Origin of the sequence: Halomonas getboli (genome assembly GCF_023094245.1) — a bacterium.
Taxonomy (GTDB): domain Bacteria; phylum Pseudomonadota; class Gammaproteobacteria; order Pseudomonadales; family Halomonadaceae; genus Halomonas; species Halomonas getboli.
The window spans coordinates 121,756-143,666 of the sequence record NZ_JALMEW010000004.1 but is presented as its reverse complement, the minus strand read 5'-3'; the positions used below and the strand labels follow the sequence as shown (position 1 = coordinate 143,666).

Here is a 21,911-nt window from a genome sequence, read left to right as displayed (position 1 = left end):
GGAGCGATCGGCATTGCCGGATGCAGCGATCTGCACGATCGATGCCGGAAGGCCGTTACAATGGCGCCCACATTCATTTCTTGGAAAGCGCATCATGAAAGATTCGGGTATCAAGGTCGCCACCTATGTCTGCCCGGCATGCAAGGAACGGGTCGGCCTGCGGCATCGCCATGCGCTGCGCCTGCTGCGCAACGAGACGGCCGAGTGCCCCAAGTGCGGGGCCGACGATCTCGTGGCGGGGGCGTCGCGCGAGACGCTGTCCAGCCATCTCCGCCAGATGGAAGAGGCGGCGAAGAAGTATTCTCGTATCGTGCTGGTGACGGTGCCGATCATCCTGGCCACCCTGGCGCTGCACTTCTTCGGCAAGATCCCGACGCCGGTCTTTGCGGGGATCTTCATCGTCGCCATGGGCGTGCAGCTGGTGGGCAAGCCGAAGAAGGCCGTGCGCTCGCCGGTCGAGATCGCGCTGGAGCGCTCGAAATGAGCCTCTGGCGATCGTGATGTGACATGATCGGCCGGACACGACAGGGCCCACTCATCCGAGTGGGCCCTGTTCGTTGGTGGCTCGATGGTGAAGCAGGTAGCCGGGCGGCTGGTGTCAGTCGAACTCGCCGAGCCGCTGGCCCATCCTGACCGTCTGTTCCGCGCCCAGGCCGTCGAAATCGACCGGCTCGGCGAAGGTCATCACCACGGTGGAGCCGAGCTTGAAGCGGCCCATCTCCTCGCCCTTCTCGAGATGCACCGGGGTGTCGAAGCGGATGCGCTGCACGTCGCCGCGGGGCAGGGGCGTGATCTGCCCGGCCCACACCGTCTCGATGGCGGCGACGATCATGGCGCCGACCAGCACCAGCGCCATGGGGCCGTGTTCGGTGTCGAAGTGGCACACCAGGCGCTCGTTGCGGGCGAAGAGGTTGGGCACGTGGTGGGTGGTGGCGGCGTTGACCGAGAACAGCCGGCCCGGCACGTAGACCATCTCCTTGAGCGTGCCGGCCACCGGCATGTGCACGCGATGGTAGTCGCTGGGCGAGAGATAGACGGTGGCGAAGCTGCCGTCGCGATAGCGCCCGGCGGCTTCCAGGTCGCCGCCCAGCAGGTCGGCGGCGGTGAAGTCGTGGCCCTTGGCCTGGATCAGCCGGCCGTGCTCGAGGCGCCCGAACTGCGAGAGAGTGCCGTCGGCCGGCGAGACCAGCCCCTCGCCGATGGGGCGGGCGCCGTCCTTCAGCGGCCGGGTGAAGAACGCGTTGAAGCTCGGATAGGCGCTCGGGTCCGGCTGGTGGGCCTCGCCCATGTCCACCTTGAACTGGCGGATGAAGGCACGGATCAGAACGTCCTTCAGCCACGTCAGGCGGCAGTCGGCGAGCCGGCCGATCAGCCGCGAGAGCAGGTGGTGGGGCAGGGGATACTGGATCAGGGCGAACAGCTTGGCTGGGGTCACGAGAGAGGCGTTCCAGTTATGCGGTGAATCGGAGTTCGGTGATGTCGATGAGATCAGTGATATGTTCGGTTAGCTTGAAGCTGGAAGAACGGCGCTTCGCGTCTGGAAGCTGGAAGAACACCTTTGGCCGCTTGATGGCCGGGTTCATGCTGTTTTCCAGCTTCCAGCTTCCAGCTTCCAGCCTATTTCTCGATCGGCGTGTCGTCGCGGTTGCCCCATTCCTTCCAGGAGCCGGGATAGGCGCGCATCTTCTCGAAGCCCAGCGCCTTGCCCACCAGCCAGGTGAGGCCGCTGCGGTGATGGGTCTGGCAGTGAGTGACCACTTCCATGTCCGGCGTCAGGCCCAGCGTCTCGAGCTCGGTGATGAGCTCCGCGTAGTCGCGGATGCGCAGGTCGCGCGCCTTGTCCATGGCGTCGAGCCAGTCCAGGTTCACCGCGCCGGGGATGTGGCCGAGCCGCTTGTTGTCGCCCTTCTCGCCGTCGTATTCGGCGCGGGTGCGGGCGTCCCAGATCGCGAAGCCCTTCTCGCCCAGGCGCTCGGTCAGCTCGACGCGGTCGATGGCCACCTCGGGATGGAGGATCTCGGCCTGATAGTCGCTGGGCGCGGGGGAGGTCGTCTCGGTGGAGGTCGGCAGCTTGGCGGCGCGCCAGGCGTGGATGCCGCCGTTGAGGTAGGAGTAGCGGGTGTGGCCGATCAGCTCCAGGGTCCACAGCAGCCGGCCGGCCCAGCCGCCGCCCTCGTCGTCGTAGGCCACCACGTGGGTATCCCGGGTCAGCCCCAGCGACGAGAACAGCGCCGACAGCGCCTCGGCGTCCGGCGCCTCGTTGGGCACGTCGCCCTCGCCGCGCAGCAGCCGCTTGGGGTCCAGATAGACGGCGCCGGGCACGTGGCCCTGTTCATGGCTCTCGGCCTTCAGCGGCACGTCGATGATCAGCAGCGAAGGGGCGTCCAGCCGCGCTTCGAGCTGCTCGGGCTCGACGATCAGCGGCAGCAGGTTGTCTTCTGAACTCATGGGGCTCTCCTTGATCTTTCTGGCCTTAACGTCCTGGCTCGGGCATGCCGTTGTTCTTTCAGCTCTCTTCGAGACTATCGACGATACGGCGGTAGCTGGCAAAGCGGTCGGCGTGAATCTCGCCGCTCTCGACGGCGGCCAGCAGCGCGCAGCCCGGCTCCTTGCGGTGACGACAGTCGCGGAAGCGGCAGCGGCCGATGTGCTCGCGGAACTCGATGAAGCCCTCGGCGACCTGATCCTCGTCCAGATGGATCAGGCCGAACTCGCGGATGCCCGGGGAGTCGATCAGCTCGCCGGCCCCGGCGTCGTCCCGCTCGCTGGAGGCGAAGCGGTAGAGCCGGGCGGTGGTGGTGGTGTGGCGCCCCTTGCGCGAGTCCTCGGACAGCGCGCCGATGCGCAGCTCCTCGTCCGGCAGCAGGCGGTCGATGAGTGAGGACTTGCCGACCCCGCTCTGGCCGACGAACACCGAGGTGCGGCCGGCCAGCCGCCGATGGAGGGCGTCCAGGCCGCCGTCGTGGGCGGTGGTGGTGGTCACCACCGGATAGCCCAGCGCCGCGTAGCGTTCCAGCAGCGCGCCGAGCTCGCCGCCGTCCTCGGGTAGCAGGTCGGCCTTGTTGAGCACCAGCACCGGCGCGATGCCGGTGGCCTCGGCGGCCACCAGGTAGCGGTCGATGAGGTTGGCGTGGGGCTCGGGCTCCACGGCGAACACGATCAGGATCTGGTCGATGTTGGCCGCCACCGGCTTGAGCTGGCCCCGGGGATCGGGTCGCTCGAGCACGCTGTCGCGCTCGCCGCGGGCCACCACCACGCCGCTGCCGTCCTCGCCGGCGCGCCAGATCACCCGGTCGCCGGTGACCAGCCCCTCCAGGTTGGCGCGCAGGTGGCAGCGCACCGGGTCGCCGTCGCCCTCCGGGCGCACGTCCAGGGTGCGGCCGAAGTGGGCGATCACTCGTCCGGGCTGTTCGGCGCCGTATTCGCCGGCGTCGAGCTTGTCGGCATCCTGCTGGCCGCGCTTGTCGGCGCGCTTGGCGCGTTCGGCCTGGATCTTCTCGATGCGCCAGCGCTGCTGGCGGGTCAACTTGCGTTTGCTCATGAGGGCCCGAAGGTCGGTACAATGGCGGCATTGTACTCATCAACGGGGCCGGCTGTCGCCGGCCGCACGACCAAGGAACGTCCCATGGCCGCGAACCAAGATGCCCAGGATCCGCGCACCCAGCGCCTGGTGTGGATCGACCTGGAAATGACCGGGCTCGACCCGAACCGCGAACGCATCATCGAGGTGGCCACCCTGGTCACCGACGCCGAGCTCAACGTGGTCGCCGAGGGGCCGGTGATCGCCGTCCATCAGCCGGACGCCCTGCTCGAGGGCATGGACGACTGGAACCAGAAGACCCACGGCGCCTCGGGGCTGGTCTCGCGGGTCAAGGCCAGCACCGTCGACACCGCCAAGGCCGAGCAGGAGACGCTGGCGTTCCTGAAGGCACACGTGGCCCCGGGCAGCTCGCCGATGTGCGGCAACAGCATCCACCAGGACCGCCGCTTCCTCGAGCGCGAGATGCCCGAGCTGCTGGCCTTCTTCCACTATCGAAATCTGGACGTCTCGACCGTCAAGGAGCTGGCCAAGCGCTGGAACCCGGGCGCGCTGGTCGGCTTCAGCAAGCGCAACGTCCACCTGGCGATGGACGACATCAAGGAATCGATCGCCGAGCTGGCGCACTATCGCCAGACCTTCCTGCGCCTCGAGGACGAGGAAGGCGACGAGGAGGAGTAAGCCCGCTTCAGGAGGATGTGGGGTCAGACCCTTAAGTGCCCTTAGGCACAGAGTGCCTAAGGGCACTTAAGGGTCTGACCCCGTGACGGTTGCTGTGCCGCTTTCAGCCGGCGGCAATCACCCGCTGCCGTTTATCCTGCTGCCTCGCCAGCGCCCAGCGCACGTGCTCGCGGACCAGGTCCGAGGGATACGCCAGCCGGGCGCGCAGCGCGGCTTCCACCGTCTCGCTCCAGGGCGCGTTGCCGAGCCCCACCGCCAGGTTGCGCAGCCAGCGCTCGTAGCCGATCCGGCGGATCGGGCTGCCGGCGGTCTTGTCCAGGAACTCCTCCTCGCCCCAGGCGAACAGCGCGACCAGATCGGCGCGATCCAGGTCGTGGCGCGGTGCGAAGTCGGCCTCCTGGCTGGCCCGGGTGAAGCGGGTGAAGGGGCACACCAGCTGGCAGTCGTCGCAGCCGAACACCCGGTTGCCCATGGCGGCGCGGAATTCCTCGGGAATGGCGCCGTGCAGCTCGATGGTGTGGTAGGAAATGCAGCGTCGTGCGTCGACCACCTTGTCCTCGACGATGGCGTCGGTGGGGCAGGCCGTGCGGCAGGCGCTGCAGCTGCCGCAGTGCTCCGCCTCGAAGGGCGCGTCCACCGGCAGCGGCAGGTCGGTGTAGAGCTCGCCGAGGAAGAACAGCGAGCCGGCCTTGGGATTGAGCAGCATGGCGTTCTTGCCGAACCAGCCGAGCCCGGCCTTGCGCGCCAGGCCACGCTCCATCACCGGGGCGGAATCGACGAAGGCGCGATAGCCGAAGGGGCCGATCTCGGCCTGGATCCGCTTCGCCAGGCTCGCCAGGCGCTTGCGCATCAGCTTGTGGTAGTCGCGCCCGACCGCATAGCGGGAGACGTAGGCCTTCTCCGGCCGCGCCAGCATCCTGGTGGTTTCCACCTCCGGCGGCAGGTAGTCCAGGCGCACGCTGATCACCCGCACCGTGCCGGGCTCGAGCTCCGCGGGGCGGGTGCGCTTGGTGCCGTGCTTGGCCATGAAGCCCATCTCGCCGTGATGGCCGGCGTCGAGCCAGCGCTGCAGGCGCGCCTCGTCCTCGGCCAGGTCGACGTCGGCGATGCCCACCTGCTGGAAGCCGAGATCGCGCCCCCAGGTCTTGATGCGCTCGGCCAGCTCGGCCAGTTCGGTCTGCTGAGCCAAGTCGGTCTGCTGAGTGAGACGATCGTGGGCGTCGCCCGGGGGAGACGGCTGGGACATGATTGAGGAAACACCGTTCGGAAAGGCGCCGCGACGCTTGGCGAGCGGCAGGAGACAGGACACACTTCTTGAGAGCCCCCACATGGTAAAGCATCGCCTGTAAGGGAGACAGGGAATGACGACATCGACCGAGACGCGCGGCCGGGCGCTGTATCGCGCCGAACAGGTCCGCGAGCTGGATCGACGCACCATCGCCGCCGGTATCGCGGGCTTCGCGCTGATGCAGCGCGCCGCGGCGGCGGCCTGGCAGGTGCTGCGCGAGGCCTGGCCCCAGGCCCGCTCGCTCAGCGTGCTGTGCGGCGCCGGCAACAACGGCGGCGACGGCCACGTGCTGGCGGCGCTGGCCGCCGCCGAGGGCTGGACGGTGCAGCGCGTGGCGCTCAAGCCGGTGGAGGCGCTGACGGGCGATGCCCGCCTGGCCGCCGACATGGCCACCGCGGCGGGCGTGGCGCTCGAGCCCTGGCGGCCGGGACTCACGCTTGCCGGCGAGGTGGTGGTCGACGCACTGCTCGGCACCGGGCTTGCCGGCGAGGTGCGCGGCGACTTCCGCGAGGCCATCGCCGCGATCAACGCGGCCGGGCGCCCGGTGCTGGCCATCGACATTCCCTCCGGCGTGCACGCCGACACCGGCGACGAGCTCGGCGTGGCGGTCAAGGCCACGCGCACGGTCACCTTCATCGGCGACAAGCTGGGGCTGCACACCGGCCGCGCCCCGGCGCTGACCGGCGAGGTGATCTTCCGCGGGCTCGACGCCCCCGGCTCGGCCGCGGCCGACATGGCCCCCGTGGCCGAGCTGCTGCATCGCGATGCCATCGCCGCGGCGCTACCGCCGCGCCCGCGGGATGCCCACAAGGGCGATGCCGGCCATGCGCTGGTGCTCGGCGGGGCGCCGGGCTTCGGCGGCGCGGCGCTGCTGGCCGCCGAGCACGCCGCCCGGCTGGGGGCCGGCAAGGTCAGCCTGGCCACCGCGCCGGAGCATGTCACCGCGAGCCTGGTGCGCCGCCCCGAGGTGATGGTCCACGGCGTGCGCGGCGCCGCCGATCTCGGCGAGCTGCCGGGCCAGGCCGATGTGCTCGTCGTCGGCCCCGGGCTGGGGCAGGGCAGCTGGGGGCAGGCGATGCTGCAGGCCGCCCTCGACGCCGGCCGGCCGTTGGTGGTCGATGCCGATGCCCTCAACCTGCTGGCCGGCCGCTTAGGCGGCCTGACCCGGGACGACTGGCTGCTGACGCCGCATCCCGGCGAGGCCGGCCGCCTGCTCGGCACGAGCGCGGCCGAGGTGGAGGCCGATCGCCCGGCGGCGGTGAGCGAGCTGCAGCGCCGCTACGGCGGCACGGTGGTGCTCAAGGGCGCCGGCAGCCTGATCACGGGGCCCTCGGGGCTCGCCGTGTGCCCCTACGGCAACCCGGGCATGGCCAGCGGCGGCATGGGCGATGCGCTGTCCGGCATCCTCGGTGCGCTGCTGGCCCAGGGACTGCCTCTGGAAACCGCCGCCCGGGTCGGCGTGATGGTGCACGCCCTGGCTGCCGATGAGGCCGCGGCGGCGGGCGGCCAGCGTGGCCTGCTGGCCGGCGATCTGGCATCCTGTGCGCGAATTCTGGTCAACCCGACGATGGGCGAATGACGATGCAGCTGCGACTCGAGAACGAAGACCGTCAGGTGGCCTTCGGCGAATCCCTCGGCCGGGCCCTCGACGGCCATGGCCTGCTCTTTCTGGAGGGCGAGCTGGGCGCGGGCAAGACGACCCTGACTCGCGGCATCCTGCGCGCCTACGGGCATCACGGCGCGGTCAAGAGCCCCACTTATACCCTGGTCGAGCCCTACGAGCTCGAGACGGTGCGGGTGCATCACTTCGACCTCTATCGCCTGGGCGATCCCGAGGAGCTCGAGTTCATCGGTGGCCGAGACCTGCTGGCCGACGACGCGCTGTGCGTGATCGAGTGGCCGGCCCGCGGTGAAGGCTGGCTGCCGACGCCGGACCTGACGGTGACCCTGAGCCTGGACGGCGAGGGCCGTCGGGCGACGCTTTCCGCCGGCAGTCACCGCGGCCGCCGGGTGCTCGAGCGCCTGGCCGCCGATCCGGCGCTGGCCGATGTCGTCCAGCGCGAGGCGCCGGGCGCAGAGGGCGAGCGCATCTCATGAGCCAGGGAACCTTGCCCCGTCGCCTGCTCGGCGGCCTGTTGACGCTGGCGGCATTGGCCCCTTCCTGGGCGCTGGCGGCGACCGTCGATAACCTGCGCCTGTGGGCGGCGCCCGATCACGCGCGCCTGGTGTTCGACCTGTCGTCGGCGGCCCAGGCCAACGTCTTCAGCCTCGACGATCCGCGCCGGCTGGTCATCGATCTCGCCGATACGCGGCTTGAGGCCGACGTCGACCGGCTCGATCTCGAGGGCAGCGCCATCCGTGACGTGCGCACCGGCGTGCGCCACGGCGACGACCTGCGGGTGGTGCTGGAGCTCAACCGCGAGGTCGAGCCGCGCCACTTCAGCCTGGCGCCCAACGAACAGTACGGCAATCGCCTGGTGGTCGATCTCGAGTATCCCGGCGAAAGCGCGGTGGAAGACCCGATCGATCCCATCGAGGCGATGATCCGCGATCAGGAGATCGCCGCCGACCGCGCCCAGACCCAGGCCCGGGTGCAGGGCCAGGATCAGGCGGCAGTGACGCCGGCTCAGGCGACGGCCAAACCTCACCCGAAGCGCGACATCATCATCGCGGTGGATGCCGGTCACGGCGGCGAGGACCCCGGCGCCACCGGCCCCCACGGCATCCGCGAGAAGGACGTGGTGCTGGAGATGGCACGGCGCCTGGCGCGCAAGATCAATGCCGCCGAGGGCTTCAAGGCGGTGCTGATCCGCGACGGCGACTACTACGTGGGCCTGCGTCAGCGCACCCATATCGCCCGCGAGCAGAAGGCCGACTTCTTCGTCTCGCTGCACGCCGACGCCTTCCGCAGCCCGCGGCCCCACGGCAGCTCGGTGTTCGCGCTGTCCCAGAGCGGCGCGACCTCCGAGACCGCCCAGTGGCTGGCCGCCAGCGAGAACCGCTCCGACCTGATCGGCGGCGTCGACGGCAACCTGTCGCTGGACGACAAGGACGAGGTGCTGCGCGGCGTGCTGCTCGACCTGACCATGACCGCGACCCTCAACGACTCGTTGACCATCGGCGGCCAGGTGCTCGATCGCGTCGGCCGGGTCAACGACCTGCACAAGGGCCGGGTCGAGCAGGCCGGCTTCGTGGTGCTCAAGTCGCCGGACATTCCGTCGCTGCTGGTCGAGACCGGCTTCATCTCCAATCCCGACGAGGAGCGCCGGCTGCAGGATTCGAGCTTCCAGAACCGCATGATGGACGCGGTGTTCGGCGGTATTCGGGCGCACTTCCAGCGCAACCCGCCGCCGGCTAGCCTGCTGGCCTGGCAGCGCGATCACGACCGCAGCACCGGCGGCGACGAATACCGCATCCAGCCCGGCGATACCCTGTCCGAGATCGCCGCCCGTCACGGCGTGCCGGTGGCGCAGCTGCGCCAGGCCAACGAGTTGAACGGCGACGTGATCCGCGTCGGGCAGGTGCTGCGGATACCTCGTTCATAAGCCGGAAGCCTGAAGAGCGGCGCTGCGCGCCTGGAAGCGGGAAGCATGGGGCTTCGGGCCGTCTCCGTCGTATCGGGCTGGCTGGCCACCGCTCGCAGCTCATGGCTCGTAGCCCGTAGCGTCCTTGAGGAGTGATATGACAGACAGCCAACATATCCGGATTCTCGATCCCCGGCTGGCCAACCAGATCGCTGCCGGTGAGGTGGTCGAACGACCGTCCTCGGTGGTCAAGGAGCTGGTCGAGAACGCCATCGACGCCGGCGCGAGCCGCGTCGAGGTGGAGCTCGAGTCCGGCGGCGCCCGGCTGATCCGGGTGCGCGACGACGGCGGCGGCATCGACGAGGAAGATCTGCCGCTGGCGCTGTCGCGCCATGCCACCAGCAAGATCGCCTCGCTGGAGGACCTCGAGGGCGTGGCCAGCCTCGGCTTCCGCGGCGAGGCGCTGGCCTCGATCAGCTCGGTGTCGCGGCTCGAACTGGTCTCCAATACCCAGGACGATCCCACCGGCGGCTGGCGGGTGGTGGTCGAGGGCCGGCGCATGGAGCCGCGGGTTACGCCATCGCCGCACCCGCGCGGTACCTCGGTGACGGTGCGCGACCTGTTCTTCAACACCCCGGCGCGGCGCAAGTTCCTGCGCACCGAGAAGACCGAGTTCGGCCACGTCGAGGAGGCCTTCCGTCGCCAGGCGCTGTCGCGGCTCGACGTCGGCTGGGTGCTGCGCCACAACCAGAAGACCATCCATCAGCTGCGTCCCGGCGGCGATCTGGTGGGCCACGAGCGGCGCCTGCAGGCGCTGCTCGGCAAGGGCTTCCTGGAGAACGCCCTGCACCTGGACCTGGAGACCGGCGGGTTGCGCCTGTGGGGCTGGGTGGGTCTGCCGACGCACTCCCGGGCCCAGGCCGACCAGCAGTACTTCTTCGTCAACGGCCGGGTGGTGCGCGACCGGCTGGTGGCCCATGCCATCCGCCAGGCCTACCGCGACGTGCTGTTCCACGGCCGCCATCCGGTGTTCGTGCTGTATCTCGAGGTCGACCCGACGGTGGTCGACGTCAACGTGCACCCGACCAAGCATGAGGTGCGCTTCCGCGACGGGCGCATGGTCCACGACTTCCTGTTCTCGAGTCTGCACCGGGCGCTGGGCGAGGCCCGCGCCGGCGCTAGCGTCGGCGGCGAGGCCGAAGGCGATGAGGAGAGCGCGGGCGTGACCGCGCCGGCCGAGACGGCTCCGTCGTCCCCCGGCGAGGTGCGCGAGGCCGCGCCCCAGCCCGCCTGGCAGCAGCAGCCCATGGCGCTGCACGGCCGCGCAGAGGACGGCGAGAGGAAGGTCTCGCCGGATCGCGTGCGCGCCTTCATGGAGGGCTATCGGGCGCTGCATCCCGAGCACGAGGAGAGCCTGCTGACGCCCCAGCCCGCCGCGCCGGGAGCCGGCGGGGCCGCCGCCGACATGGCGCTGGCCGAGCGCCAGGCGCGCGCGCCGTTCGGGGCCACGGTGGCGGCGCCTGCCGAGTCGACGCCTCAGGCCGCGCCTCGCCCGGCGATGCCGGAAGCGGATGCCACCAAGGCGCCGCCGCTGGGCTACGCCGTGGCTCAGCTGCACGGCGTCTATATCCTGTCCCAGACCGAGCGCGGGATGGTGATCGTCGACATGCACGCCGCCCACGAGCGCATCGTCTACGAACGCATGAAGACCCAGGTGCACGGTGGCGCGCTTGAAGCGCAGCCGCTGCTGGTGCCGGTCTCGCTGGCCGCCAGCGCCGCGCAGGTGGCCACCGCCGAGGCCGAGCACGAGGCCTTCGCCCGGCTCGGCGTGGAGCTCGACGTGGCTGGCCCCGAGACGCTGCTGGTGCGCCAGGTGCCGACGCTGCTGGTCGATGCCGATGTCGAGCCGCTGATCCGCGACATGCTCGGCGACCTCGAGCGCTACGGCCGCTCGGACCGCCTCGAGGCGCACATCAACGAGCTGCTCTCGACCATGGCCTGCCACGGCAGCGTGCGCGCCAACCGTCAGCTGACGGTCGAGGAGATGAACGCCCTGCTACGCGACATGGAGATCACCGAGCGCAGCGGCCAGTGCAACCACGGCCGGCCGACCTGGACCGAGCTGAGCATGAAGGAACTGGATCGCTTATTCCTTAGAGGACAATAAGCGGCAAACTGCCACTCGAGCGGCCAGAAGCGCCGGGGGCAGACCGAAGAGGAGGTCCTACGCCAGGGATGGCGTCGGTAGCGCCCAGGGATGGGTTCACAGCGCCTCCTCGCAGGTCTGCCGCCGGTTCAGCTTCTCACCGACAAGACAAGAGAATGCCCGAACAGCCGATGCCCGATACCCGCCCACCCGCCATCTTCCTGATGGGCCCCACCGCCGCCGGCAAGACCGACCTGGCCATCGAGCTGCACGAGCGGCTGGACTGCGAGCTGGTCAGCGTCGACTCGGCGATGGTCTATCGCGGCCTCGACATCGGCAGCGCCAAGCCCTCCGCCGACGAGCTTGCCCGCGCGCCGCATCGGCTGATCGACATCCGCGACCCGGCCGAGCCCTATTCGGCGGCGGAGTTCCGCGAGGACGCGCTGCGCGAGATGGCCGGGATCACCGCGGCCGGCAAGGTGCCGCTGCTGGTCGGCGGCACCATGATGTACTTCAAGCGCCTGGTCGAGGGCGTGGCCAACCTGCCGTCGGCGGACGCCGGGGTACGCGCCGAGCTGGAACGCGACGCCGAGCGCCTGGGCCTGGCCGGCCTTCACCAGGAGCTGACGCGGGTCGATCCGGCGGCGGCCGAGCGCATTCATCCCAACGATCCCCAGCGGCTGATGCGGGCGCTGGAGGTGTATCGCGTCAGCGGCCGCTCGCTCACCGAGCTGTGGCGCGAGCAGCGTCCGGAAACCTTTGCCTGGCGGCCGCTGTCGATAGGCCTCGCGCCTGCCGACCGCGCCGTGCTGCACGCGCGCATCGCGCGGCGCTTCGACGCCATGCTCGAGGCCGGCTTCCTCGACGAGATGGCCGCGCTCAAGGCGCGCGGTGATCTGACGCCGGAGCTGCCATCGATGAAGAGCGTGGGCTATCGTCAGGGGTGGGAATACCTCGAGGGCGGGGTCGACCATGCGACCTTTCGTCACCGGGGCATCGTCGCCACCCGTCAGCTGGCCAAGCGTCAGCTGACCTGGATGCGCCGCTGGCCGGCGCTGCACTGGGTGGATAGCCTGGGCCCCGACCCGCTTGCGGAACTCCTGAAACTGGTGCGCGAATTCGGGACTTAGCGTAAGATGGTCGCTTCGAGCGGCCGTACGACCGGGCTCATCGGTTACCCTGTGTCGCCCCCGGACGGGGCGAGCACTGAATGATCAACTCCAGAAACAATTCAGGGAGAGCAACATGTCCAAAGGGCAGTCCCTTCAAGATCCGTACCTGAACATCCTGCGCAAGGAGCGCATTCCGGTATCGATCTTCCTGGTCAACGGCATCAAGCTGCAGGGCCAGATCGAATCCTTCGACCAGTTCGTGATTCTGCTGCGCAACACCGTCAGCCAGATGGTCTACAAGCACGCCATCTCCACCGTTGTGCCGTCGCGCAACGTGCGGCTGCCGGCCCCCGATGCGCCGTCGGAAAGCAATGCGTGAGGTATTGATTGTTTTTTGAACGTCCCGACGCCGGTGAGACGGCGGTACTCGTCCATGTCGACTTCCAGGACGAGCAGGAGCGCGAGGATCCGGGTGAGTTTCTCGAGCTCGTGCGCTCGGCCGGCGCGGAGCCGGCCACCCTGCTGACCGGTTCGCGTAGCCGGCCTGACCCGCGTTCCTTCATCGGCTCGGGCAAGGCCGAGGAGCTGCGCGAGGCGCTGCAGGTCCACAAGGCCGAGCTGGTGATCTTCAACCATGCCTTGAGCCCCTCCCAGCAGCGCAACCTCGAGCAGTCGCTCCAGTGTCGCGTGCTCGACCGTACCGGCCTGATCCTCGACATCTTCGCCCAGCGGGCGCGGACCCACGAGGGCAAGCTGCAGGTCGAGCTGGCCCAGCTCGAGTACATGTCGACGCGCCTGGTGCGCGGCTGGACCCACCTTGAGCGTCAGAAGGGCGGCATCGGCCTGCGTGGTCCGGGCGAGACCCAGCTCGAGACCGACCGCCGACTGCTGCGTGGCCGCATCAAGGCGATCCACAAGCGCCTCGACAAGGTACGCAGCCAGCGTCACCAGAACCGTCGCGCGCGCTCACGGGCCGAGGTGCCGAGCGTCTCGCTGGTCGGCTACACCAACGCCGGCAAGTCGACGCTGTTCAACGCTGTGACCTCGTCGCAGGTCTATGCGGCCGACCAGCTGTTCGCTACTCTCGACCCGACGCTGCGGCGCCTGGAGATCGAGGACGTGGGGCCGGTGGTGCTGGCCGATACCGTGGGCTTCATCCGCCATCTGCCGCACAAGCTGGTCGAGGCCTTCCAGGCCACCCTGCAGGAGGCCGCCGAGGCCAGCCTGCTGGTGCACGTGATCGACGCGGCGGACGCCGACCGCGATCTCAACGTGAGCCAGGTGGAAGAGGTGCTCGACGAGATCGGCGCCCTGGAGGTGCCGACGCTCAAGGTGATGAACAAGATCGACATGTTCGACAGCGCCCCGCGCATCGAGCGCGGCGCCGACGGCATGCCCGAGACGGTGTGGTTGTCGGCCCGCGACGGCAAGGGGCTGGAGCTGTTCGAGCAGGCGCTCTCCGAGTGCCTGGCCGACGACATCATCGACTTCGATGTCACCCTGGAGCCGCAGCAGGGCAAGCTGCGCGCCGGTCTCCACGAGCTGGGGGCGGTGCGCGGGGAGCGCTTCGATGACATGGGCCGCACCCTGCTGGAAGTGCGCCTGCCGCGGCGCGATTTCCTGCAGCTGATGGCGCGGCTCGGCGAACGCGCCGACGACTATCTGCCGGAAGCCCTGCAGGAACGCCCCCTGTGGGAGCAGTGAGGCGTGGGGGAAAAGGAGTCGCCTTCGGGTGCCGGGGGAGTAGTGGCGCCGGCACCACAAGGATCGCAACCGATGCCCGTCGCGCCGGAGCGCGGCGGAACGCAACGCAGAGTGGAGACGACGTATGGCCTGGAATGAGCCCGGTGGCGGCGGCAACCAGCACGACCCCTGGAGCGGGGGAGGGCGCCGCGGCGGTAACGGCGGCGGTGGCAACCGCGGCGGCGGCAATCAGGGGCCGCCCGACCTCGACGAAGCCCTGAAGAAGTTTCAGGACAAGCTCAACGGCATGCTGGGCGGCCGCGGCAAGCGTGGCGGCAAGGGCGGCGGAGGCAGCGGTGGCGGCAAGCCGCGCAACGCCTTCGCCCTGCCCGGACTGCTGCTGATCGTGGCGCTGGCCATCTGGGCCGCCTCCGGCTTCTACCTGGTCGACCAGTCCGAGCGTGGCGTGGTGCTGCGCTTCGGCAAGTTCCAGGAAGTGGTTACCCCCGGCCTGCAGTGGAACCCGCCGCTGATCGACGACGTGCGCATGGTCAACGTGACCCGGGTGCGCTCGGTCAGCCAGACCCAGTCGATGCTGACCCAGGACGAGAACATCGTCTCCGTGGAGATGTCGGTGCAGTACCAGGTCGCCGATCCGCGCGGCTACGTGCTCAACGTGCGCAATCCGGAGCTGTCGCTCGAGAACGCCCTGGACAGCGCGCTGCGTCACGTGGTCGGCGGCACCGACATGATCGACATCCTCACCTCCGGCCGTGAGATCCTCGGCACCGCGGTGGCCAGCCGCCTGCAGTCCTACCTGGACAGCTACGGCACCGGTATCCGCATCCAGACGCTGAACGTCGAGTCCACCGCGCCGCCCGATCCGGTGCAGGACGCCTTCGACGACGTCATCCGTGCCCGCGAGGACCGCCAGCGCACCATCAACCAGGCCATGGCCTACGCCAACGCCGTGATCCCGGCCGCCCAGGGCCAGGCCCAGCGCATCGTCGAGCAGGGTCAGGGCTATCGCGAGTCCGTGGTCGCCGAGGCCCGCGGTCAGGCCAACCGCTTCAATGCGCTGCTGACCCAGTACCAGGAGGCACCGGCGATCATGCGCGAGCGCCTCTACCTCGATACCATTTCCGAGGTCTACGGCGAGACCTCCAAGGTCATGGTGGACGTCAACGACGACGCGCCGCTGATGGTGCTGCCGATGGATCGCCTGAGCAGCGGGACCACCGGTGCCGCCAGCCAGGGTGACGACACCGTGTCGATGGACCCCCAGCTGCTCGAGCGCCTGAGCGCCAGCCAGGCCGACGGCAGCAGTGACAGCCGCAACGCCGGCAGCAACGGAATCCGCCGGGAGGGCCGTTAACGATGATCAATAACCGTTCCCTGCTCATCGTCGGCGGCCTGGCCGCCGTGGCCTGGCTGGCCAGCAACAGCCTCTACGTGATCGACGAGACCGAGCGCGCCGTGAAGTTGCGCTTCGGCGAGGTGGTCGAGGAGAACATCCAGCCGGGGCTGCACTTCAAGATCCCGATCACCCAGACCATCCGCAAGTTCGACACCCGGGTGCTGACGCTGGACACCGATGCCAGCCGCTACCTGACCCTCGAGCAGAAGGCGGTGATCGTGGACTCCTACGTCAAGTGGCAGGTGATCAATCCCACCCGCTACTACGAGGCCACCGCCGGCGACGAGCTGCAGGCCGTGCGGCTGATCCAGCCGCGGGTCGACGAGAGCCTGCGTAACGAGTTCGGTCGGCTGAACCTGCAGCAGATCATCTCCGAGCAGCGAGACGAGCTGATGACCGGGCCCACCGAGGAACTCAATGAACTGATGCGCGAAGAGCTCGGGGTGGCGATCCTCGATATCCGTGTCAAGCGCATCGACCTGCCCGAGGACGTGTCCGCGGCGGTGTACGACCGCATGCGCTCGGAGCGCGAGCGCGAGGCCCGCGAATGGCGCGCCCAGGGGCAGGAGGAGGCCGAGCGCATCCGCGCCAACGCCGACCGTCGTCGCCAGGTGCTGCTGGCCCAGGCCAATGAGCGCTCCCAGACCCTGCGCGGCGAGGGCGATGCCGAGGCGGCGGCCATCTTCTCCGAGGCCTACGGCAAGGACGAGGAGTTCTTCTCCTTCTGGCGCAGCCTCGAGGGCTACCGCTCGAGCTTCCAGGGCGACGGCAACATGCTGGTGCTGGACCCGTCCAGCGACTTCTTCCAGTACCTCAAGAGTCCGGACGCCCAAAGCGGCGAGTGACGCCCAGGGGGCGGCGCTCGCCGCCCCCGCTCGCCCTCCGGCGGGGTTCCTCCCGCGGCCAAACGTGATAGACTCCTGTAACCGGGCGTGGCCCGGTTTTTTTGTGGCCTCACCACTGCCCGGCAATTCCCTCCGGCACCCCGCCATGCTGACGCTGTACGTTGCCGCGAGGCTTGCCGAAGGCCAATCACCGTCTTGCAGGAAGAACGACATGACCATCGCTGACCGCTGGCTGCTGCCCGACGGCATGGACGAGGTGCTGCCTCCTCAGGCCAGCCGTATGGAGGAGCTGCGCCGGGCGTTGCTCGATCTCTATCACCGCTGGGGCTACGATCAGGTGATGCCGCCCCCCGTGGAGTTCCTGGACTCCCTGCTCACCGGTACCGGCACCGAACTCGATCTGCAGACCTTCAAGCTCACCGACCAGATGACCGGCCGGATGATGGGCGTCAGCGCCGACGTCACCCCCCAGGTGGCGCGCATGGACGCCCACTCCCTGAAGCGCCAGGGGCCGGTGCGGCTGTGCTACTGCACCACGGTGCTGCGGGCCAAGGCCGACCAGCATCAGGGCGGTCGCAGCCCGGTACAGGTCGGCCTCGAGCTGTTCGGCCATGCCGGCCTGGAGGCCGACCTGGAGATCCTGCGTCTGGCGCTGACCAGCCTGCAGGTCGCCGGTGCCGGCGAGATCCACCTGGCGCTGGGCCACATCGGCATCTACCGTAGCCTGGTGGAGGCCGCCGAGCTGACGGCCGAGCAGGAGAAGGCGGTGTTCGAGGCCCTCGAGCTGAAGTCGCCCGGCGAGCTGGCCGCGCGCGTCGAGGAGAGCGTCAGCGACCCGGCCATGGCATCCATGCTGTGTGCGCTGGGCGAGCTGCACGGTGGCCCCGAGGTGCTCGAGCAGGCCCGCGAGGCCTTCGCCGAAGCGCCCCAGGCGGTGGGCGCGGCGCTGGACCAGCTGCGTGCCCTGCACGCCGGCGTGGTTGCCGAGCACCCCGACGTGGCGCTCTACTTCGACCTGGCCGAGCTACGCGGCTACCAGTACCACACCGGCATGATGTTCGCCGCCCACGTGCCCGGTTACGGCCAGGCGCTGGCCAAGGGCGGTCGTTACGATGACACCGGCCGCGCCTTCGGTCGCGCCCGCCCGGCCACCGGCTTCTCCCTGGAGCTCAAGCTGCTGGCCAACCTGGTGCCCAGCGAGCCGCCCCACGACGGCATCTGGGCGCCGGCCGAGGGCGAGGGGCTGGCCGAGGCCATCAAGGCCCTGCGCGAGCAGGGCGAGCGGGTCGTGCAGGCGCTGCCCGGGCAGCGCACCGGTCCGCAGGAACACCGCTGCCGGCGGCACCTGATCCCGGCCGACGGTGGCTGGCAGGTCGCGCCGCTGGCCGCGGCCAGCGATCAGGCCTGACGCTCAGGCAGACACGATATCGGCACCGCCCGACGCTGGCGGCGCAGCAAAGAGAGACGAGGCAAATGGGCAAGAACGTAGTCGTACTGGGCACCCAGTGGGGTGACGAAGGCAAGGGCAAGGTCGTCGACCTGCTTACCGAGTCCGCCGGCGCGGTGGTGCGCTTCCAGGGCGGGCACAACGCCGGTCACACCCTGGTCATCGATGGCGAGAAGACCGTCCTGCACCTGATCCCCTCCGGCATCCTGCGTGACGACAAGACCTGCGTGATCGGCAACGGCGTGGTGCTGTCGCCGGAGGCGCTGCTCAAGGAGATTCGCGAGCTGGAGGACAAGGGCGTGCCGGTGCGCGAGCGCCTGCGCCTGTCGCCGGCCTGCCCGCTGATCCTGCCGTACCACGAGCGCCTCGACCAGGCGCGCGAGAAGGCCCGCGGCGTGGCCAAGATCGGCACCACCGGTCGCGGCATCGGCCCGGCCTACGAGGACAAGGTCGCTCGCCGCGGCCTGCGCCTGGGCGACATGCTGCACCGTGAGCGCTTCGCCTCCAAGCTCGGCGAGGTGCTGGACTACCACAACTTCGTGCTGACCAAGTTCCACGGCGAAGAGCCGGTGGACTTCCAGCAGGTGCTCGACGACGCCATGCGCATGGCCGACGAGCTGCGCTCCATGGTGTGCGACACCGTGAGCCTGGTGCACAACGTGCGCAAGGCCGGCGACAACATCCTGTTCGAGGGCGCCCAGGGCTCGCTGCTGGACATCGACCACGGCACCTACCCGTTCGTGACCAGCTCCAACACCACCGCCGGCGGCACCGCCACCGGTTCCGGCGTTGGCCCGCTGTACCTGGACTACGTGCTGGGCATCACCAAGGCCTACACCACCCGCGTCGGCTCCGGCCCGTTCCCGACCGAGCTGTTCGACGAGCACGGCCGTCATCTGGCCGAGAAGGGCCACGAGTTCGGTGCCACCACCGGCCGAGCGCGCCGCTGCGGCTGGTTCGACGCCGTGGCCCTGCGCCACGCCGTGCAGATCAACTCCGTGTCCGGCATCTGCCTGACCAAGCTCGACGTGCTCGACGGCCTGGAGAATATCCGCGTCTGCGTCGGCTATCGCAGCAAGGACGGCGAGCTGCTCGATAACCCGGTGGACTCCGAAGGCTACGAGGCCATCGAGCCGGTCTACCAGGACCTGCCGGGCTGGAGCGAGTCGACCCTGGGCATCAAGAGCGTCGATGAACTGCCGGCCAATGCCCGCGCCTACATCAGCTTCCTCGAGGAGCAGGTGGGCACCTCCATCGACATCATCTCCACCGGTCCGGATCGCAACGAGACCATCGTGCTGCGCAATCCTTTCGGTGAATAAGCCTTTCGGTGAGTAAGCCCTTCGGGGAATAAGCGCCGCGGCGGGCAGGCCTACGGGCCTTCCCTCGAACGACGACGGGCCGGCAGGTAACTGCCGGCCCGTCGTCGTTTTCGGCCTTGCGTGCTGGCCCTGTGGCGTCAGCGCTTGGCCGAGGCCATCTGCAGCGCCTGGATGGCGTCCTCATCGGACAGCAGGTCGTGCAGCGTCTGGGCGGCCATCTCGCCGTTGCCGTCCATCACCTTGTCGAGCCACAGCATGGCCTGCTCGCGGTTGGCGTTTTCGAGCCCGTTGGCAGTGAGATAGGCCTTGGCCAGCGCCAGGCGCGCGGTCTCGTGGCCCTGGCGGGCGGCCTCGAGCAGGTAATCGGCGCCCCGACGCGGGTCCTGGTCGAGGACCTCGCCGCGCAGCAGCTCACGGCCCAGGGTCGCCTGGGCGCCGGCGTGGCCCTGCTCGGCGGCCTGCTCGAGCAGGCGGCGGCCGCGCGCGGCGTCGACGCTCATGCCGCCTTCGCCGCGCAGCAGGGCGGTGCCCAGCAGGGTGCGCGCAGAGAGGCTGCCGGCCTCGCTGGCCTGGCTGAGCCAGCGCTCAGCCTGCTGCGGGTCGGCTTCGACGCCCTTGCCGTCGAGATAGGCGGCGCCGAGGCGCTGGGCGGCGTAGTCGTCGCCGGCCTCGGCGGACTCGCGCAGCAGCGAGATGCCGCGCTGGGTGTCCTGGGCGACGTGCTTGCCTTCGAGCAGGGCGTCGGCCAGCGCCAGCCGGGCGCCGCTGTTGCCGCGGGCGGTGGCCTGTTCGAGCAGGCGGATGCCGCGCTCGGGATCGGCGGGCACGCCTTCACCGGTCAGCAGCAGCTCGCCGAGGTCGCCGCGGGCGCCGACGTGGCCGCCGGCGACGGCGCGCTGCAGGTAGCGGGCGCCCTTGGCCGGATCTCGCGACACGCCCTTGCCCTCGAGATACATCCGCCCCAGGTCGGCGCTGGCGCCGGGATGGCCCTGATCGGCGGCGCGCTGCAGCCACGCCCGGGCCGCGTTCAGGTCCTGCTGCACGCCGTGGCCGTTGAGAAAGGCCTCGCCGAGCTGTGCCATGGAGCCGGGATGGCCGTCCTTGGCGGCTTCCACCAGGGCCTGGATGTTGCCGGCCTTGCCCTGGTCATAGCGGAGCTGTGCCAGGGCATCCTCGGCCGAGTCGTGGCCGGCGTCCCGGGCTCGCGTCAGCCATTCGTTGGCCTTGCCGAGATCGCGTGGCACGCCTTCGCCCTTGCGGTAGGCGCGACCCAGCACCACCATCGCGTAGGCGTCGCCTTCGCGGGCGGCCTCTTCCAGCAGCGCAACGCCGCGGGCCGGCTGGCGCTGCTGAAGGGTGCCCTCGAGATAGCCGGCGCCCAGCGCCGTCTTGGCGGAGGCGTCGCCGGCGTCGGCGGCCTGTTTCAGCAGCGCCTCGGCCTTCGAGGGGTAGTAGGGCAGCGTTTCGCCTTCCAGATAGGCCTCGCCGAGCATGCGCAGGGCGGCGGTCTGGCCCTGATCGGCGGCTTTCTTCAGCAGGGTCTCGGCGCGCTGGCCGTCGGCCGGCACGCCGCGGCCTTCCAGGTACATCTGCCCCAGCTGCTGGGTCGCATAGGGATGGCCCAGTTCGTTCGCGCGTTCCAGGTAGTCGAGCGCCTGCATCGGCTGGCTGGGGTGTCCCTCGTCGTCGAGGTAGTAGGCGCCGAGCAGCGCCAGTGCCAGGGCGTCGTCCTGGTCGGCGGCCTGCTTGAGCAGCTCGAGGCCGCGGCGCGGGTTGGCGGGCAGGCCCTCGCCGTGGAGCAGGGCGCGGCCGAGGGTGACCTTGGCGTCCACCGAGCCCTGGGCGATGGCCGCGCTCAGCCAGTGCTGGGCCTGCTGTGGGCTGGGCGACACGTTGGCGTTGCCTTCCAGCATCAGCTTGCCCAGCGTTTCCATCGCCGAGACGTCGCCGTCCATGGCCGCCTGCTCCAGCATGGCCAGGCCGCGCTGCGGGGCGTTGCCATCCACCAGCGAGCGGCCGGCCCGGCTCAGGGCGCCGGCGTCGCCGGCCTCGGCGGCCTTGTTCAGCCAGTGCATGTGGCGCTGGGGCTGGTTGCCGAGCAGGCCGTCCTCGTCATAGAGGCCGGCCAGCTGGGTCATGGCGCCGACATCGCCGGCGTTGGCATCCTGCTCCAGCCGGCTGGCGAAGCGCTGGGCGTACTGGCTCGCCAGGCCGCGGTCCTCGGCCAGCCAGCCGCCGGGGCCGTGCGCCCTGGCGAGGGCCTCGAGGGCGGCCTCGTTGTCGGCTTCGGCGGCGCGGCGATAGAGCGCCGCGGCCTGCTCGGGATCGGCATTGACGCCTTCACCGCCCTGGGCGAGCAGTTCGGCCATGGCGGCCTGGGCGCGGGGGCCGACCTCTTCCTCGATGGCCTGCTGGATCAGGTAGTAGGCGAGGACGTCGTTGCGCTCGACGCCGCGCCCCTCGCGATAGAGCTTGGCCAGGTTCAGCGAGGCGTTGCCGGTGATGTAGGAGGGCGTCTTGATCGCCTCGGAGTAGAGGCGCGCCGCGCGTTCGGGGTCGGGCGGCACGCCCTTGCCCTGGTCGAAGACCTTGGCCATCTCGTAGTAGCCCTTGGGCAGCCCCTTCTGCATCAGTGTCTCGAGCTCGGCGATGGCGTCCTGACTGCGGCCTTGCTCCAGCAGCTGGTGGGCCTTTTCCACGGTGTTCTTGTGCATCCATTCCAGGGTGCGCGGCTGACCGCCGTCGAACCAGTCCGCGTACTGCGGCGGTACGGGCGCGGTGACATGGGCGTCGGGCTGCGGGGTGCTGGCGCAGCCGCCCAGCCAGGCCACGAGGGTGGCCGAGACGGCCAGCTTCAGCCCCGCGGGCTGGCGGGTGGATGAGGTATCGCGTGGAATCTGGATCATGA

The 21,911-nt window shown here is 69.8% G+C and carries 19 protein-coding genes; 13 read left to right on the top strand and 6 right to left on the bottom strand.

The features are described from left to right. Positions 1-94: 94 nt before the first annotated feature. Positions 95-484: a hypothetical protein gene (locus MYL53_RS10065; protein ID WP_247853653.1), complete on the top strand. Its 390-nt coding sequence runs from the start codon at positions 95-97 to the stop codon at positions 482-484. A 114-nt stretch (positions 485-598) separates the two neighbouring features. Here MYL53_RS10065 and asd read toward each other — a convergent pair whose 3' ends face one another. From asd to rsgA, 4 genes are read right to left on the bottom strand one after another with little or no spacing between them, the layout of a single operon-like run. Then, positions 599-1,435: an archaetidylserine decarboxylase gene (asd, locus tag MYL53_RS10060; protein WP_247853652.1), complete on the bottom strand. Its 837-nt coding sequence runs from the start codon at positions 1,433-1,435 to the stop codon at positions 599-601. Between the two features lie 16 nt (positions 1,436-1,451). After that, positions 1,452-1,583 (bottom strand): hypothetical protein, encoded by a 132-nt coding sequence (locus tag MYL53_RS17265; protein ID WP_282103474.1) that lies wholly within the window; start codon positions 1,581-1,583, stop codon positions 1,452-1,454. Positions 1,584-1,617: 34 nt separating this feature from the next. Then, entirely contained in the window at positions 1,618-2,448 is an 831-nt protein-coding gene (locus MYL53_RS10055) for a sulfurtransferase (RefSeq protein ID WP_247853651.1), read from the bottom strand. A gap of 58 nt (positions 2,449-2,506) precedes the next feature. Beyond that, positions 2,507-3,541, bottom strand: coding sequence for a small ribosomal subunit biogenesis GTPase RsgA (gene rsgA, locus MYL53_RS10050; protein ID WP_247853650.1), 1,035 nt, complete (start codon positions 3,539-3,541; stop codon positions 2,507-2,509). A gap of 84 nt (positions 3,542-3,625) precedes the next feature. Here rsgA and orn point away from each other — a divergent pair, with 84 nt between their 5' ends. Next, entirely contained in the window at positions 3,626-4,219 is a 594-nt protein-coding gene (orn, locus tag MYL53_RS10045) for an oligoribonuclease (RefSeq protein WP_247853649.1), read from the top strand. A 103-nt stretch (positions 4,220-4,322) separates the two neighbouring features. On the opposite strand, the gene queG is transcribed toward orn, so the two are convergent. Beyond that, on the bottom strand, positions 4,323-5,465 hold the full coding sequence (gene queG / locus MYL53_RS10040) for a tRNA epoxyqueuosine(34) reductase QueG (RefSeq protein WP_247853648.1): 1,143 nt from the start codon (positions 5,463-5,465) through the stop codon (positions 4,323-4,325). Between the two features lie 115 nt (positions 5,466-5,580). On the opposite strand from queG, the gene MYL53_RS10035 reads away from it, so the two are divergent. The 11 genes from MYL53_RS10035 to MYL53_RS09985 all read left to right on the top strand — a co-directional run bounded on the left by MYL53_RS10035 (position 5,581) and on the right by MYL53_RS09985 (position 19,003). After that, complete coding sequence (locus MYL53_RS10035; protein WP_247853647.1) at positions 5,581-7,086, top strand: NAD(P)H-hydrate dehydratase; 1,506 nt, start codon at positions 5,581-5,583, stop codon at positions 7,084-7,086. 2 nt (positions 7,087-7,088) lie between these two features. After that, complete coding sequence (gene tsaE / locus MYL53_RS10030; protein ID WP_247854011.1) at positions 7,089-7,604, top strand: tRNA (adenosine(37)-N6)-threonylcarbamoyltransferase complex ATPase subunit type 1 TsaE; 516 nt, start codon at positions 7,089-7,091, stop codon at positions 7,602-7,604. Further along, the gene (locus MYL53_RS10025; RefSeq protein WP_247853646.1) at positions 7,601-9,052 is read left to right on the top strand and encodes an N-acetylmuramoyl-L-alanine amidase; all 1,452 of its coding nucleotides are present in this window, start codon (positions 7,601-7,603) and stop codon (positions 9,050-9,052) included. The genes tsaE and MYL53_RS10025 overlap by 4 nt, the downstream gene beginning before the upstream one ends. A 136-nt stretch (positions 9,053-9,188) precedes the next feature. Next, the gene (gene mutL, locus MYL53_RS10020; protein ID WP_247853645.1) at positions 9,189-11,198 is read left to right on the top strand and encodes a DNA mismatch repair endonuclease MutL; all 2,010 of its coding nucleotides are present in this window, start codon (positions 9,189-9,191) and stop codon (positions 11,196-11,198) included. Between the two features lie 170 nt (positions 11,199-11,368). Beyond that, complete coding sequence (gene miaA, locus MYL53_RS10015) at positions 11,369-12,307, top strand: tRNA (adenosine(37)-N6)-dimethylallyltransferase MiaA (RefSeq protein ID WP_247854009.1); 939 nt, start codon at positions 11,369-11,371, stop codon at positions 12,305-12,307. 115 nt (positions 12,308-12,422) lie between these two features. Further along, positions 12,423-12,668, top strand: a complete 246-nt coding sequence (gene hfq, locus MYL53_RS10010) for an RNA chaperone Hfq (RefSeq protein WP_016855436.1) — start codon at positions 12,423-12,425, stop codon at positions 12,666-12,668. An 8-nt stretch (positions 12,669-12,676) separates the two neighbouring features. Then, entirely contained in the window at positions 12,677-13,993 is a 1,317-nt protein-coding gene (gene hflX / locus MYL53_RS10005) for a ribosome rescue GTPase HflX (protein WP_247853644.1), read from the top strand. A gap of 124 nt (positions 13,994-14,117) precedes the next feature. Then, positions 14,118-15,347: an FtsH protease activity modulator HflK gene (gene hflK / locus MYL53_RS10000; RefSeq protein ID WP_247853643.1), complete on the top strand. Its 1,230-nt coding sequence runs from the start codon at positions 14,118-14,120 to the stop codon at positions 15,345-15,347. A 2-nt stretch (positions 15,348-15,349) separates the two neighbouring features. Further along, positions 15,350-16,234 (top strand): protease modulator HflC, encoded by an 885-nt coding sequence (gene hflC / locus MYL53_RS09995; protein WP_247853642.1) that lies wholly within the window; start codon positions 15,350-15,352, stop codon positions 16,232-16,234. A 211-nt stretch (positions 16,235-16,445) separates the two neighbouring features. Continuing rightward, positions 16,446-17,642 carry an ATP phosphoribosyltransferase regulatory subunit gene (locus MYL53_RS09990; protein ID WP_247853641.1) on the top strand — a complete coding sequence of 399 codons (1,197 nt, stop codon included), beginning with the start codon at positions 16,446-16,448 and terminating at the stop codon, positions 17,640-17,642. Between the two features lie 65 nt (positions 17,643-17,707). Beyond that, the gene (locus tag MYL53_RS09985; protein WP_247853640.1) at positions 17,708-19,003 is read left to right on the top strand and encodes an adenylosuccinate synthase; all 1,296 of its coding nucleotides are present in this window, start codon (positions 17,708-17,710) and stop codon (positions 19,001-19,003) included. Between the two features lie 137 nt (positions 19,004-19,140). Here MYL53_RS09985 and MYL53_RS09980 read toward each other — a convergent pair whose 3' ends face one another. After that, entirely contained in the window at positions 19,141-21,909 is a 2,769-nt protein-coding gene (locus MYL53_RS09980) for a tetratricopeptide repeat protein (protein ID WP_247853639.1), read from the bottom strand. Positions 21,910-21,911: the final 2 nt, after the last annotated feature.

Bases quoted from the DNA above. Each gene is read 5' to 3' on its own strand.
- MYL53_RS10065 (WP_247853653.1), top strand. From the start codon at position 95: ATGAAAGATTCGGGTATCAAGGTCGCCACCTATGTCTGCCCGGCATGC.
- MYL53_RS17265 (WP_282103474.1), bottom strand. From the start codon at position 1,583: ATGAACCCGGCCATCAAGCGGCCAAAGGTGTTCTTCCAGCTTCCAGAC.
- MYL53_RS10055 (WP_247853651.1), bottom strand. From the start codon at position 2,448: ATGAGTTCAGAAGACAACCTGCTGCCGCTGATCGTCGAGCCCGAGCAG.
- rsgA (WP_247853650.1), bottom strand. From the start codon at position 3,541: ATGAGCAAACGCAAGTTGACCCGCCAGCAGCGCTGGCGCATCGAGAAG.
- orn (WP_247853649.1), top strand. From the start codon at position 3,626: ATGGCCGCGAACCAAGATGCCCAGGATCCGCGCACCCAGCGCCTGGTG.
- queG (WP_247853648.1), bottom strand. From the start codon at position 5,465: ATGTCCCAGCCGTCTCCCCCGGGCGACGCCCACGATCGTCTCACTCAG.
- MYL53_RS10035 (WP_247853647.1), top strand. From the start codon at position 5,581: ATGACGACATCGACCGAGACGCGCGGCCGGGCGCTGTATCGCGCCGAA.
- tsaE (WP_247854011.1), top strand. From the start codon at position 7,089: ATGCAGCTGCGACTCGAGAACGAAGACCGTCAGGTGGCCTTCGGCGAA.
- MYL53_RS10025 (WP_247853646.1), top strand. From the start codon at position 7,601: ATGAGCCAGGGAACCTTGCCCCGTCGCCTGCTCGGCGGCCTGTTGACG.
- mutL (WP_247853645.1), top strand. From the start codon at position 9,189: ATGACAGACAGCCAACATATCCGGATTCTCGATCCCCGGCTGGCCAAC.
- miaA (WP_247854009.1), top strand. From the start codon at position 11,369: ATGCCCGATACCCGCCCACCCGCCATCTTCCTGATGGGCCCCACCGCC.
- hfq (WP_016855436.1), top strand. From the start codon at position 12,423: ATGTCCAAAGGGCAGTCCCTTCAAGATCCGTACCTGAACATCCTGCGC.
- hflK (WP_247853643.1), top strand. From the start codon at position 14,118: ATGGCCTGGAATGAGCCCGGTGGCGGCGGCAACCAGCACGACCCCTGG.
- hflC (WP_247853642.1), top strand. From the start codon at position 15,350: ATGATCAATAACCGTTCCCTGCTCATCGTCGGCGGCCTGGCCGCCGTG.
- MYL53_RS09990 (WP_247853641.1), top strand. From the start codon at position 16,446: ATGACCATCGCTGACCGCTGGCTGCTGCCCGACGGCATGGACGAGGTG.
- MYL53_RS09985 (WP_247853640.1), top strand. From the start codon at position 17,708: ATGGGCAAGAACGTAGTCGTACTGGGCACCCAGTGGGGTGACGAAGGC.
- MYL53_RS09980 (WP_247853639.1), bottom strand. From the start codon at position 21,909: ATGATCCAGATTCCACGCGATACCTCATCCACCCGCCAGCCCGCGGGG.